We start from the raw sequence: 14,245 nt of genomic DNA on the forward strand, positions 1-14,245 counted from the left end.
TACGCGATCGAAATGAATCGCTTGATTCAATTGCAAATGGAAGGCAGTGTCGGCTAAACCGCACCTGCCCGCCCCCTAGTTCGCAGTCAAATAACGCACCGATTCGGGCGCGACACCTGCTCGATGGTTCGCGCCGGCGTGTTTGACTGCCATGCCTCTCATTCCTTCACGTGGCACGCGTGTTTGCTTGCCGCTTCAAGCTAACAAAATTTCAGATGACGCAAACGACAACTTTAACGTTCGATCAAGCCGGTTTCGATTCTTTCTTGGCGGCCCAAAGCGAACCCGATTGGCTGACACAACTCCGCCGTGATGCGTGGCAGCACTTCGAGAAAATGGGGTGGCCCGAACGACGTCACGAAGAGTGGATCCGCACCGACATCCGCGCTTTTCAATTGGGCAAGTTTGGAATCCCTGCGACCGAGTCACGCGACGCCCCGACCAAGGCACAACTTCGCGAAGGGGTCGAGCTAGGCGGTTCGATCGAAACGGTTGATAGCTACGTCGTTGGCGAAACCTTGGACGAAGAACTGGCTGCCAAGGGCGTTGTGTTTGGCAGTTTGTCACGCATGTGTGCCGAGCATCCTGAATTGGTTCGGCCTCATTTGTTCACCGCGTTTGACCCTGATTACGACAAGTTCGCGGCACTGCATGCGGCGTTTTGGTCGGGCGGCCAATTTTTGTACGTTCCCCGCGGTGTCGTGCTCGACAAACCGCTGCATATCGGTTCGATGATGACCGACGGAGGCACCGATACAACACACACGCTGATCGTGTTGGAAGATGGTGCCGAAGCTACGGTATTGCACGAATCCAATGGCGTCGGCGAACAGAGCAAAGGGTTACATGTCGGCGCGGTCGAAGTGATCCAAAAGGCCAACTCGCATCTTCGCTACGTGAACTTGCAAGAATGGGGTTATGGCACCTACCAATTTGCTCATCAAAAAGCATTGGTCGGCAAAGACTCGACGCTGCAGTGGACGATCGCGGCAATGGGTTCGCTGTTATCAAAGGTGAACCAGTCGGTCGATTTGGTCGGCCCAGGTGCCGACAGCCAAGTCAACGGCGTGCTGTTCACCGAAGGTCGTCAACACCTTGCCTACCACACGCTGCAGCATCACCGGGCCCCCAGTTGCCACAGCGACTTTTTGTACAAATCGGCTCAACAAGACAAGAGCCGCACCGTTTGGCGTGGCATGATCAAAGTTGATCCGATCGCGCAGAAAACCGATGGCTATCAACGCAACGACAACCTGGTGCTGTCTGAATCATCACGTGCCGATTCGATTCCAGGATTGGAGATCGAAGCGGACGACGTACGTTGCACCCACGGCAGCACGACGGCGAAGGTGGATGAGGAGCAGATTTTCTACGCTCAATGCCGCGGCTTTACTCGCAAGGAAGCCACTCGGATGATCGTCAGCGGCTTCTTTCAACAGATTTTCGATCGTATCACGATCGAAAGTGTTCGTGACGCCTTGGGGGCTGCAATTGCTCGCCAAGTTCGCGAGTACGAATAGTCTACAAAAGTCCTGTAATTTGGTACAATCGACGAGACTCGCGGCGGCGCGAGTCATTCGTCTCCTCCATTGATCACTTATTCCACCCCCCGTCCGATAGGTAGCGATCACCATGGCACTTGCTGAAGACAAAGTCCGTGAAGCGCTCAAACAGGTCATCGATCCTGAGCTTTATGTCAACATTGTCGATCTTGGATTGGTTTATGAAATCCGGATTGCCGACGAACAAGAAGACGGCCGTCACGATGTGGAAATCGACATGACGATGACCAGTCCAATGTGTCCCGCCGGTCCTCAATTGGTGGCCGGAACCAAGGGCGCCGCCGAAGGACTCGACGAAGTAAATATCGCCGAAGTCAAAGTGGTGATGGACCCGCCGTGGTCCCCCGATAAGATGACGGACGAAGCCCGCGACCACTTGGGCATTTTTTAATCGATTGCCTTTTGAGTGACAGTTCGAAAGCCTACCCACCATCCCTCGGGCCATTTAAACAACGGGCTCATTGCAAGCCATATTAGCGGGTCGAATTCATGCGTATCTTTGTCGGCGAGTACGTCTGTGGTGGCGGCCATTCAGAGAAAGAACTAGACACGATTCCTGACTCATTGCGACACGAAGGTGCCGCAATGCTGCGGGCCATCGTAAGTGACTTGTCAGAGTTTGCCACGGTGACGGTGCCGTTGGACCCACGCATGAACATTGACGTCGATGCAGCGGAAATTGTTCCAATGCATGCGAACGATTCCTTCTACGGACAATGGGTTTCGGCAGCCAAGAACTGTGACGCGGCATTGATCGTGGCTCCGGAGAGCAACGGCATCTTGGCCAAAGCGGTAGCGATGCTGCGAGCGGGCGGAGTCGATGTAATCGCGGGCAGCGGTGATTTTCTTCGTGTGGCCAGCGACAAGATGCAAACGGCGAAATGTCTGCATTCCGCAGGCGTTGGCCACCCGCTGTTCGTCACGCTCGCCGATGACCGCTACGAAGAAGAGATCCAACACTTCACACGATTTGTAATGAAACCGCGTGACGGATGTGGCACCCAAGAAATACGAACGTTTGATTCCTATGCCGAAGCCCGATCGCTGTTGAGCGACGATCTAATCCTGCAACCTTGGATGCCGGGGTTGGCGATTTCGATTGCCTTGATTGCCTCGGGGACCAACTTGACCTTGCTGCCAGCGGTGCGTCAAGAACTCGAAGACAAGACCTGTGAATATGCGGGTGGACAAGGACCGCTGGACGATGAAGCACAACGTCGCGCCGCCGTGTTGGCGTCGCGAGCGATCGCCGCGATGCCGCCGACCGCGCGCGGGTTTGTTGGAATCGACATGCTGTTGGGCGACTGCTCAAGCGAAGACTACGTGATCGAAATCAATCCCCGGCTGACAACGTCCTACGTTGGACTGCGTCAAATGATCCATGGCAATCTTGCCGCTCGGCTATTCGACCTGGAAACCGGACCGGTTTCTTGTAACGCCGCAGTCGACTCGGTGCGATGGACACCCTCGGGAACGGTTTGGATCAACGATACAGTGACGCAATCGACGTGATAGTCGGAATCGATATTGGCGGTGCCAATCTAAAATTTGCCAGCGAGTCCAAACAGGCGCACGCGTGTTTTTTTCCGATGTGGCGTCAACCGGAAACGTTAAAGGATTCGCTCTGCCAGTCGCTTGGTTTGTACCAGGGCGTCTCAGCGGTCGCCGTGGTGATGACCGGCGAGCTTGCCGATTGTTTTATCGATCGCGCCGAAGGTGTTTTTCACATCGTTGACCATACCCGACGGGCCGCTGCCGAGCTTGGCATCAACGCCTGCTACTTCTACGGGGTTGATGGCCTGTTCCGCGAGCACGTCGCGGCTGAAGATGTCGACCAGATTGCCGCAGCAAACTGGCATGCACTGGGAAGCTATGTCAGCCAATCGATTACGCCCAATGCCTTGTTGATCGATATTGGCTCGACCACGACCGACATCGTTCCGATTCGCAATGGGAAAGTGGCGACCAAAGCACAAACCGACTACGACCGTTTGTGCGAAGGTTCGCTTGTCTACGTCGGTTGCCAACGAACCCCGGTCTGCGGACTCTGTTCGTGGATGACCTACCGAGGCAATCGCATCCCGGTCATGAACGAACTTTTTGCCACCATCGACGACGCTCGCGTGATGCTTGGCTTTACCCCCGAGGACGCTAGCGACTTCGAAACCGCCGATGGCAAAGCGCGTACAAAAGAATTCGCGTCGAACCGTTTAGCCAGAATGATCGGACTGGATCGACGCAACGTGTCGCTTGACCAAGCGACTCACATCGCCGAGCAAGTCGTCTCGGCGGCACAACAACAGATTGCGTATTCAGTACAACGTCTGCTGTCAAAAATGGCCTTCAAACCCACAATTTACGTGATCAGCGGCCACGGGAACGATCTTTTGAAAATTCCTCGCGAGGTGGAAGTGATCACAATGACCAAGCAAATGGGTGACGAAGCAGCACGCGGCGCTCCATCGTACGCAGCCGCAAAACAATTACGGCGATTTCTCGAGTCACATGCAAACAATGCTTCCTAAATCGGGTCTGGCTTGGCGAATCCCAGCGCATGCCGGAAATGGTCTTGCAGGCGTTTGCCCTTTGAAATCATGTGGACTGACCTGATGCGCCGCGTCATCAAAATCGGTGGCAGTCTTATCGCACGCCCCGACCTATCGAGCTGTCTTCCTAAGTTGCTTGACGCGATCGGTGTCGCGGATCCGTCGACTGCGGTTTCACCGGCGACGTTATTGATCGTCGGCGGCGGCGATCTCGTCGATGCACTGCGAAAATGGGACCAACATCGGCCGCTCGACCCGGCGAAAACCCATTGGCAATGTATTGAATTGCTGCAGTATACTTTCGAAGTGATCAGCGATTGGTTTCCCGCGTGGCACCGAATCGATACGGTGGCATCGCTACGGCAATCGATGAAACATGGATTTTCAACCACCGCCCCCCATTTGATCGCGGTGCGATGTTTCTATGACCGTGGCAACGATGGCGACCTGCCGCACGATTGGCGAACCACCAGCGATTCGTTGGCCGCTAAATTATGCAGTGACATCGACGCCGATGAATTGGTGCTGCTGAAGTCGTGCGAGGTCGATCCGTCATGGGACCGCCGCAGCTTGATTTCGCGTGGTGTGATTGACGAGGCGTTTGCCACATTCGATCACGCCGATTGGAAGTTGCGAATCGTTTCGGCGAACGCCACTGCGTGACCCCACTGCGCGACCGCCCCCAAAAGTTGCCTCTGTTGAAAAAAAACGACGTTGTCCTTTAGCCCTGAAAGTACGGAATTTCCTATGCCTGAATTCAATGAACTGAACCCCGACGAAGCCCGCGTTTTGCTGGAAAAAGGGACCGAGCGTCCTGGGACCGGTGAGCTGCTAAACAATGAAGCCGAAGGCACCTACCTGTGCCGCCGCTGCAACGCCCAGCTTTATCGTTCGCAGGACAAATTTCACTCAGGTTGTGGTTGGCCTAGTTTTGATGACGAGATCAAAGACGCCGTTCGCCACGAGACCGATGCGGATGGGCGCCGCATCGAAATACTGTGCGAAAACTGTGGCGGCCATCTTGGCCATGTTTTCAAAGGTGAGCAGCTGACCGAGAAGAACACTCGTCACTGCGTCAATTCGCTGTCGATGCGATTCATCCCGGCCGGCCAAGAGATCCCCGCCGTGATCAAACCCGACGCCTAAGACGCGCGTGGGAGCGGTCTCAGTCCGATTCGGATTTTTGCAGCAAGCGAGCGCGGATTCGGTTGCCGTGTTCTTGGATATCCCCGGTGTGCTTGTAGAGCTCGACGGCTTGTTCGTCTTTTCCCAAGTGTTCGATCGTGCGACCTAGGTTGTAGCGGGCTGCGGGGGTCCAGTGCGACAGCTGAGAATCTTCGAGCACCCGTTTGCGGAACCAAGTTTCCGCTGTGTCATAACGCCCATCGTCGTATTGAATCAAACTGAGCCAATACGTTGCAGTTTGCTTACCCAGCCGGATCATCGCTTGGGCTTGCTGAACTTGGCGGTCATACACTTCGGGCGGCATCCCTAATTCGCGACGGATGCCGTAGGCCTTTTGTAGATCCACATCGATGCGAAGATCGGCGATCTCGAATTCGGGTTTGCGTTGGCTCAGGTACAACGGTCGCGCGCCTTTAAGACTCGCTTCGTCGTCATTATCAAATTGGCCGTGCAGATGTCGCCAACGAGCCAATGAAAACAGCCGCGACGATTCGACCTCTGCGTCCATGATCGCCCATCGCGAAAAATACCAAAACCCGAGTAGAGGATCTCGCTGCGCCGCCTGGTCCAGCGCGGCGTGATAGACCTCGGCCAACACCGGAACCTCCCAAATACGGACACCGGCAATTCCGGCTGCCGCATCGAGCCGCTCTGCGACTTGGTCAACATTGGTATAAACCGTCATCCGGCGATCTCCGGCCAACCTAGATTCCAAATGCTGCATTCGCGAGCTGATCCCAACCGGCAACACGTTCAACAATGCAATGTTTTGCTGAACATCTTGTTTGCTGAAGGGATAGTCGTAGAAGCCGGGGATATTCAGCCGACGCATCACCGCAGCGTCGGATCGTGCCTGGGCCAACGTGGCGATCCCGATTTGATCCGGGCCGGGGACGAAAACGCCCAAGGCAGGTTCGAACAAATAGACGTTTTCGCCGACCAGCACGCCGATGGCCCACGGTTTCAATTGGCCGGTCTCGGTCGACTGGATCGCCAACATTGCCGCGGTGATTCCCGCCTGACGACACAACTGCGTGAAGACACCGGTTCGCTGCAACGCGTCACCGGTTCCACGCCAAACGCTCTGATAATCAGTTTGTCGATAACCGGCGCCCTGGAAAATCATCCCCAGCGGCAATTCGGGGGGCGTGATTTGCAGTGCCGGAGGAGCCACAAACGGCTCGAGCGCCACATTGCGAATCGTCCAATCAAAGAATCGGCATGCTGTCCGCAGCTGGTTCGCTTCGTCCGCCCCTAGCTTCTCCTCTTGCTCGGCCAACCAAGACGTCAACAACGGGTCATCGCTTTGCGGTGAATCCACCCACTTGGCGATCGCGCCAAACAGGTAAGCATCACGCAGATGGCTGACATCCGAACGCAGAAAGCGGTCGCCGAGAACCAGTTCGTCGACACGTTCGCTGGGCAACAGATCCGAGATTGTTTTTAACAACTTCGGCTGTGACGCGTTTTCTGGCATCGGAACCGAATCGAGCCAACGGTTCAGGTGATAAGTGATTTGGCGACGCGATTCGTCCTGATTCAACTCGATCAACCGGGTCAACAGACTGTGGACTTCGCCCAAATGGTCTTGCTTTGTCTCGGTTTGCAGACGCGTCTGACGCTGAACCTGAATTTTTTGCACGATCGTCGCATCGTCGCTACAACCGATCGCCGCCAGCAACAGGAGTGGGGCAACCGCGAGACGGATGATGTGATAAGGCGAAACGAGAGTTCGATGTCGCCGGAACAAGCGAGTTTGTGAGGCCATAGGAGGTTTCGAACAGGTGATGCTTTAGGCCGAGATTTCAGCACAGGCCGCGCGGAGCCTGAGCAAACGATCCATCATCGGTCCAAAGGCGTCCAATGGAATCATATTGGGCCCGTCACTGGGGGAAGTTTCAGGATCCGGATGCGTTTCAAAAAAGACAGCGTCGATACCGATTGCTACGGCAGCCCGTGCCAAAGGTTCGACCATTTCTCGATTTCCCCCCGTCGCTCCCCCCAAACCACCAGGACGCTGAACGCTGTGCGTGGCGTCAAAAACCACCGGCACGCCAAGCGACCGCATGATCGGCAGCGACTGCATGTCGTTGACCAATCGTCCGTAGCCGAAAAATGTGCCGCGTTCGCACAGCATCACGCCCCCCTCACCGCTGGCGTGAACCTTTTCGACGACATATCGCATGTCTTCGGGAGCCATAAACTGCCCCTTTTTCACGTTCAGAGGGCGTCCAGTTTTGGCCGCAGCGACGACCAGGTCAGTTTGCCGTGCGAGAAACGCGGGGATTTGCAAAAGCGCACACACCTCGGCCACCGCGTCGACTTGTTCCGGCAGATGGACATCCGTCGTGACGGGCAACCCGCAATGTTGGTGGACTTGTTCGAGCATCCGCAGCCCTTCGTCGATCCCGGGGCCGCGTTTCGCATTGACGCTGGTCCGATTTGCCTTGTCAAAGGAAGCCTTGAAGACGACGTTGACATCGGGGCGCTGGTTGATCGCCGCCAATTCATCAGCGATCGAAAAAGCGAGCTCTTGGGTCTGCAGGACGCAGGGCCCGGCGATCAACAGCAGCGGTTGCTGCGGACCGCATTGGTAAGGGCCAACCGTGACGGTGGCGACGTTGTTGCTTGGGGATGTGTTGCTCATGCCTTTATCATCGGCAATCAAGATCGATTCGACAATCGCCCCGAAAATTTGGCGGTGATGGGCATTCGCAAACAAACTCGCCCCGGTAGCGTACGGATCTCCAGCGGTAAACGACCGACATAGTCCCCATCCAATTGGTAGGCCACGCGGGTGTTTGACGTCATCACAACACGACTCGCCCGTTGACGCTTGACATCCGCAAACCCGAGATGTCGCCCGGTGAAAATTCCCGCGACGTAGCGTAATCCGCTCAGGATCGTCCCCTGATAAAAGGTGATCACATCGAGCAGGCTGTCATTTTCAATGGCATCCGGTTCGATGCGAAGCCCGCCGCCATAGCAAGGAATGTTGAAAACCATCGCCCAACAAGGTTGCCAGGACGATTCGGTGCACGATGCTGACGATTTGCGAGCGGCATCGGTTTGTAAATCGCTGCCGTCGTTCGATTCATCCTTGTCATCCTTGTCATCCTTGTCATCCTTGTCTCGCTCAATTCGTAAATCGATTTTCGGAAATCGGTAACGTGTCATCGCGCGGAGGACCGGACGCAGGTAGCTCAGCCGTTGGATGTGCCCTCGTCTTCGCAGATGGACGTCGCGGACGACCTCCGCATCAAAGCCACACGATGCCATCACCAGGAACAACCGACCGTTTGCCGAGCCAGCGTCGATGCGATAGTCATGCCCCTGGACGATCGTTTGAACAACGTCGTCGGCGGTGCCGGTAAAACCGAAATGTCGAGCCAACAGATTCTCGGTTCCCATCGGCATCGGCACGATCGGGATCTCCGGTGAAGCCAAATCGGCTAACAAACTGATGGTACCATCCCCTCCACATGCGACCAGGATCAGTGAATGATCCGAATTCGACTGAAATCTCGCAATGTGTTGGCGGATCACTTCAATTGAATCGGTCGTGGTCGTTTCGATCCCTTGTTGCTTCAATCTCGCAACCAGCTTGGGGATTTCCTCGCGTCCTTGCCCCCGCCCTGCTTTGGGGCTAGCGCAAACAAGCACCATGACTGGCTTGATCGCGGCAGGCTTGTTTGCGGCATCGCCGGCGGAAGGGGGCGACGCGGTCATTTTTTTAACAATCGCATTTGGGTCACTATTTCTAACCTATCGTTTTAATGATCGGGCGATGATTCAGTGGGGTTCAGCCCCGTTACACCGAACAAACCGCATGATCGTTCAAAACGTTAAGAGCCCACCGAATCAAAGATCTTACGCGATCGCGATCCCGGCAAGGGCAAACGGGGTACATCTTTTCCGTCGATTCAATAGTGCAAGAGAACTAGGCCGTGAGCTTCTTTCGTCGATACTGGGCAGCCGCGTTGATCTTAGCCATTGTCGTCGTCCATGCGGCGGTGATCGGCTATGTCCGTAGCCGAGTCGCGCGGTTGCAGAACATCGAATCGAACACGTTCGATATGGGACGATATCGTTTCCAGAACGTATCGGATCCCTCCCGAGTCTATCATTTTCAGCTGCACGCGGTGCTCGATCCCTCGCGTCGTCACGTCGGCCGAGAACTGCTTTCGCAACAGACCATGGAAATCCACGAAGAAGCCGAACATCTGTTGCGTCAAGTCGATACGACTTGGCTGCGAGACCCCGAGCAAAGCGAATTGCGTGATCGCATGATGGAAATTATCGGCAAACACCTCGAGGAACCGATCGTACAGCGATTATTGATCACCGATTGGTTGGAACTTCCCGTTGCTGAATCACGCGTCGATCTCCGCCCCACCACCACCCATCAGATCACTCGCAATCCGTGACGATTGGCACACTCAGAATCGACCGCACGGTGCCGTCAACGACGACCTCAGGTTCGGCGAACCGATCGTCTGTTCCCGATCAATCCCCTGGCCACTTTCAGCTGGCCACCTTGAGCTAGTCACCTTGAGCTATCCTGAGGAACGCGGCACACTTTGGGTTCGTGATCGACTCTAACAGTGATCGATCGATGCCTATCGCGTGTCCTCTTGCTAATCCTCTATTTTCTCATGTTGCTGATCGCGGTGGACGAGGCCGGATACGGTCCGAAACTAGGCCCTCTTGTCGTGGCGGCAACCGCATGGCAGCTGCCCGACGGCACCATCGCCCCCGATCGATCACGAGCGTCAACCGACGCTGGACATAGCGACGCTGGGATCGCAGCCCATTTTGCTCCGCTATCCGAGCCCGTCCTTTGGGGTGAACATAAACTCATTGTTGATGATTCCAAAAAACTGTTTCAATCCCGACGCCATGATCCTCTGGCGGTTCTGCACGCCGTTGTCAGTGTTTGCAAAGCATGGTGCGGTGATAGCGAGCTGAAACTAAAACCTTGGCTAAAAAAGATCGCCACTGCCGATGGAGCTGCGTTAAGACACCCTGCGTGGCTGAGGAACCTGCGATCGCAACCGTTTACTTCTCGCATCGACGCTCAGCATGTCATTGATCACTGGCAGAAAAATGGGGCTTGCTTGGTCCAAGTCGCGACCCGCATCGTCACGGCTGAAAAATTCAATCGATTGATTGACCGCGGATTCAACAAATCGGACTTACTGTCGGACACCAGCCTCCGTTTGATCGCCGACGTGATCGATCAACAGCGAGGCGAATCGGTCGGCTCACTCACCGGCGAGCCCCCTTCGAATATCGTCGTTTATTGCGATCGACACGGGGGACGTCAGTTTTACGGGGCGGTTTTACAGCATATTTGGCCGGATGCATCGCTTCGCATCGTACAGGAATCGCGGCGCGAAAGCATCTATCAGCTGGTCTTGGATCACTGCACGATACAGATTCGCTTTACCGTCAAAGGCGACTCGTTTCCGCCGGTAGCAATGTCATCGATCCATGCCAAATACCTGCGAGAGCTATGCATGAATGCCTTCAATGGCTATTTCCAAAAACACGCGTCAAACGGACAGATCCTTCGTCCCACTGCGGGTTATCCTGTTGATGCAGAGCGTTTTCTCGGCGATGCGGCCGAAACGATACAGCGGCTCCAAATCGATCCCAGCCGCCTGATTCGCAGCCGCTAGCCAGCGGCAAATCACCCTCGACGACGGAATCAAGTTCTTGTCGCCATTTCCAGCTTCTTAAGCTGCGGCACGCATGGGAACCAGTTAAAATGAGGGCCTCCTCATTCCCAAGTAGGCTGCAATATGAATGACCACGCACCTCGGTCCGCAACGGCACAAGAGCCATTTGATCCTTCGACTCGAGCGATCATGGACCGAGTTTCGGATGTGCTGTGGTCTTCGACTGTCGATGGCAACTTGGTGCTGTATCTGAACCGGGCTGCCGAAAAAGTCTTCGATATCTGCTACCAGCCGTCCAAGCCGATCGAACTGCGGCAACGCGCGATTTACAGCGAAGATCGAATCGATGTCCGCCGAAACATGGTCAACGTGCTTGAGGAGGGCACACTGCGGCATAAATACCGCGTCGTCGATTCGATCGGCAAAGTCACTTGGCTCGATGAGCAGTTGACCGTGGCGAACGACGCCGATGGTCATCCCATTCGAATTGATGCGATTGCACAAATCATTTCGCCCAAAGATTTCTCGCTTCCCACCTCACTGGAATCCTTAAGCAAACACCAAACCTTACGCGAACACGTTCAACTCAACGTCACTCGCAAAGACAAGAAGGGACGGATTCAATACGCCAATGAAAACTTTTGCAAGTCGATCGGCAAACCACGAGACGAGATCGTTGGCAAAACGGACTTTGATCTCTACCCCGCTGAACTTGCAAAATCGTATGTCGACAATGACCAAGCGGTGATGCAGAGCGGCCAACCCGAACACTTGGTCGAAGAGAATTGCAGCGCCGACGGCACCACGGTCTACGTCGAAGTCCTCAAATTACCCACCTTCAATTCCAAAGGAACGGTGGTGGGTATCCAGGTGATTTTTTGGGACGTCAGCAGCCAGAAAGCGACGGAGTTTGAACTTCAACAAACCCGATTCTTGATGGACACGTTGCTCGAAAACGTTCCCGATGCGATTTACTTCAAAGACAAGAAGAGCCGGTTTATTCGCATCAGCCGCGCGCACGCAAAGTTGTTCCAATTGGCGGATCCATCCGAAGCGATTGGCAAATCGGACGCCGAGTTTTTTGGATTGGAACATGCCCGCAATGCCTTGGCCGACGAACGCCATATCATGAAGACGGGCGAGGCGATGGTTGCTAAAGTCGAACGCGAGACGTGGCCCGATCGCGAGGACACATGGTGCTCGACGACCAAACTGCCACTGCGAAATCCGAATGGGGAAATCATCGGTACGTTTGGAATATCAAGAGATGTGACCAAACAAATGCGTGCCGAACTCGAATTGGCTCGCGAGCGTGATCTGTTGAAAACAATCACCAACAACATCCCCGACTTGATTTACGTCAAAGACCGTTTTGGACGATTTGTCACTGGCAACACCGCGTTGGTAAAACTGCTAAAGCTAAACAGTGTCGAAGAGGTTGTCGGCAAGACCGATTACGATTTCCTGCCGCCGGAATTGGCCTGCAACTATGTCACGGATGACCAGAATGTTGTCCGCTCTGGCATCCCGTTGATTGATCAAGAAGAGTCCTCGCTGGATGCCCAAGGAAACAAACGCTGGCTGTTGACGACCAAGGTTCCGCTGCGTGACGAAAATGGCGACATCGTCGGCATCGTGGGAATCGGTCGTGACATCACCGCGAGAAAAATTGCCTCCGAAGAACTGCGGACCGCAATGGAAACGGCCGATGCCGCCAATCGTGCCAAGAGCGACTTCCTTGCCAACATGAGTCATGAGATCCGCACGCCGATGAATGCGATCATCGGCATGACCGAACTGTTGCTCGACACCAAGCTTGATGCAACGCAACGCGGTTACTTAAAAATGGTCGGCGAATCGGGCGATTCGTTGCTCGCGATCATCAACGACGTTCTCGATTTTTCCAAGATCGAAGCGGGCATGCTCGACATCGACAGCATGCCATTTGATCTGCGTGAAACGCTCGGCGACACGATGAAAACGTTGGCTGTTCGCGCCCATTCCAAAGGACTCGAACTCGCGTTTCGCGTGGCTCCCGAGATTCCGCCCTATGTCGTCGGCGATGCAGGACGCATTCGGCAAGTGTTGATCAATTTAGTAGGAAACTCGATCAAGTTCACCGAAAACGGCGAAGTCGTGGTGGACGTGGAACTGAAATCACAATCCGACACCGAAATTGAACTGTGTGTTTGTGTGCGTGATACCGGAATCGGCATCCCCGAACACAAATGCGCGAGTGTGTTCAATGAATTCGAACAAGTCGATACGTCGACGACGCGACGTTATGGTGGCACCGGTTTGGGGCTCGCGATCTCGTCGAAACTTGTCGGCATGATGGGAGGCACCATTTGGGTTGAAAGCGAAGTCGGAATCGGCAGCCAATTCTTCTTTACCGTCCAACTGCAAATTGCCGACGAAGACGTGCAATCGACGAACCAACGCGGCATGGTCGTTGTCGGTGGTACCCGTGTGTTGGTCGTCGATGACAACGAAACCAACCGATTGATTCTGCATGAAATGCTGACCAATTGGGGCATGCATCCCACGTTGGCCAGTGGCACCGAAGAAGCCATCACGGAAATCAAAGCGGCAATCGAAACCGAGGCTCCATTCGGACTGACAATCGCCGACGTCAACATGCCCGAACAGGATGGGTTTGAATTCGCAAAACGCGTCCGGAATGAACAGGGCATTGATGACATGCCGATCATCATGCTGACATCGGGTGGACGTATCGGTGACCAAAAACGTCGTAACGAATATCGAGTGACCGATCGTTTGATGAAACCGGTCAAACAATCCGAACTGTTCGATTCCGTCGTCCGGGCGCTTGGGGTTAATGTCACCGAAGACCATCACGAGCAACATCGAAGCGAAGATTTTGACATCCGTCCGCTGAACATCTTGCTCGCCGAAGACAACGTCGTGAATCAAAAGTTAGCGGTCGGCGTGCTGACAAAATACGACCACAAAGTCACAGTCGTGGGTGACGGTCAACAAGCGGTCGATGCGGTCAGCAAAACGGCGTTCGACGTGGTCTTGATGGATGTTCAAATGCCCGAGATGGACGGATTGACCGCAGCACGAAAAATTCGCGAAATCGAACAGCAAACAGGATCCCATGTCCCGATCATTGCCATGACCGCACACGCGATGAAGGGAGATCGCGAAGGCTGCCTCGAAGCGGGCATGGATGAGTATGTCCCCAAACCGATCCGGATTGCCAATCTATTCGAAAAACTTGCTCTGGTTCTAAACAGAACGGATTTCC

12 protein-coding genes are annotated in these 14,245 nt (G+C 54.7%); 9 read left to right on the forward strand and 3 right to left on the reverse strand.

The genetic code is table 11. The features are described from left to right. Positions 1 to 215 precede the first annotated feature (215 nt). From sufD to RMSM_RS15050, 6 genes are all read left to right on the forward strand, one after another. The gene (gene sufD, locus RMSM_RS15025) at positions 216 to 1,520 is read left to right on the forward strand and encodes a Fe-S cluster assembly protein SufD (protein ID WP_040766921.1); all 1,305 of its coding nucleotides are present in this window, start codon (positions 216 to 218) and stop codon (positions 1,518 to 1,520) included. A 112-nt stretch (positions 1,521 to 1,632) separates the two neighbouring features. After that, positions 1,633 to 1,953, forward strand: a complete 321-nt coding sequence (locus RMSM_RS15030) for a metal-sulfur cluster assembly factor (protein WP_008697698.1) — start codon at positions 1,633 to 1,635, stop codon at positions 1,951 to 1,953. A 98-nt stretch (positions 1,954 to 2,051) separates the two neighbouring features. Beyond that, the gene (locus RMSM_RS38505) at positions 2,052 to 3,074 is read left to right on the forward strand and encodes an ATP-grasp domain-containing protein (RefSeq protein ID WP_008697699.1); all 1,023 of its coding nucleotides are present in this window, start codon (positions 2,052 to 2,054) and stop codon (positions 3,072 to 3,074) included. Beyond that, complete coding sequence (locus RMSM_RS15040; protein WP_063870226.1) at positions 3,020 to 4,087, forward strand: hydantoinase/oxoprolinase family protein; 1,068 nt, start codon at positions 3,020 to 3,022, stop codon at positions 4,085 to 4,087. Before RMSM_RS38505 ends, RMSM_RS15040 begins: the two co-directional genes overlap by 55 nt. 69 nt (positions 4,088 to 4,156) lie before the next feature. After that, positions 4,157 to 4,771 carry an amino acid kinase family protein gene (locus RMSM_RS15045; RefSeq protein ID WP_144057667.1) on the forward strand — a complete coding sequence of 205 codons (615 nt, stop codon included), beginning with the start codon at positions 4,157 to 4,159 and terminating at the stop codon, positions 4,769 to 4,771. Between the two features lie 84 nt (positions 4,772 to 4,855). After that, positions 4,856 to 5,254 carry a methionine-R-sulfoxide reductase gene (locus tag RMSM_RS15050; protein ID WP_008697702.1) on the forward strand — a complete coding sequence of 133 codons (399 nt, stop codon included), beginning with the start codon at positions 4,856 to 4,858 and terminating at the stop codon, positions 5,252 to 5,254. A gap of 19 nt (positions 5,255 to 5,273) precedes the next feature. Here the strand turns inward: RMSM_RS15050 and RMSM_RS15055 are convergent, their stop codons facing one another. From RMSM_RS15055 to RMSM_RS15065, 3 genes are read right to left on the reverse strand one after another with little or no spacing between them, the layout of a single operon-like run. Continuing rightward, positions 5,274 to 7,061 (reverse strand): tetratricopeptide repeat protein, encoded by a 1,788-nt coding sequence (locus RMSM_RS15055; protein WP_008697703.1) that lies wholly within the window; start codon positions 7,059 to 7,061, stop codon positions 5,274 to 5,276. A 24-nt stretch (positions 7,062 to 7,085) separates the two neighbouring features. Then, positions 7,086 to 7,940 (reverse strand): 3-deoxy-8-phosphooctulonate synthase, encoded by an 855-nt coding sequence (gene kdsA / locus RMSM_RS15060; RefSeq protein WP_040766949.1) that lies wholly within the window; start codon positions 7,938 to 7,940, stop codon positions 7,086 to 7,088. Between the two features lie 17 nt (positions 7,941 to 7,957). After that, positions 7,958 to 9,022 (reverse strand): diacylglycerol/lipid kinase family protein, encoded by a 1,065-nt coding sequence (locus tag RMSM_RS15065; protein WP_008697713.1) that lies wholly within the window; start codon positions 9,020 to 9,022, stop codon positions 7,958 to 7,960. 218 nt (positions 9,023 to 9,240) lie between these two features. Between RMSM_RS15065 and RMSM_RS15070 the strand changes: the two genes are divergently transcribed. The 3 genes from RMSM_RS15070 to RMSM_RS36935 all read left to right on the forward strand — a co-directional run. Next, complete coding sequence (locus RMSM_RS15070; RefSeq protein ID WP_008697714.1) at positions 9,241 to 9,720, forward strand: hypothetical protein; 480 nt, start codon at positions 9,241 to 9,243, stop codon at positions 9,718 to 9,720. A 228-nt stretch (positions 9,721 to 9,948) separates the two neighbouring features. Beyond that, entirely contained in the window at positions 9,949 to 10,974 is a 1,026-nt protein-coding gene (locus tag RMSM_RS15075) for a ribonuclease H family protein (protein ID WP_008697716.1), read from the forward strand. Between the two features lie 123 nt (positions 10,975 to 11,097). Beyond that, the coding region (locus RMSM_RS36935) for a PAS domain-containing hybrid sensor histidine kinase/response regulator (RefSeq protein ID WP_052031646.1) at positions 11,098 to 14,245 on the forward strand (3,148 nt) is incomplete at its 3' end.

It is taken from the genome of Rhodopirellula maiorica SM1, from assembly GCF_000346295.1.
Lineage (GTDB): Bacteria > Planctomycetota > Planctomycetia > Pirellulales > Pirellulaceae > Novipirellula > Novipirellula maiorica.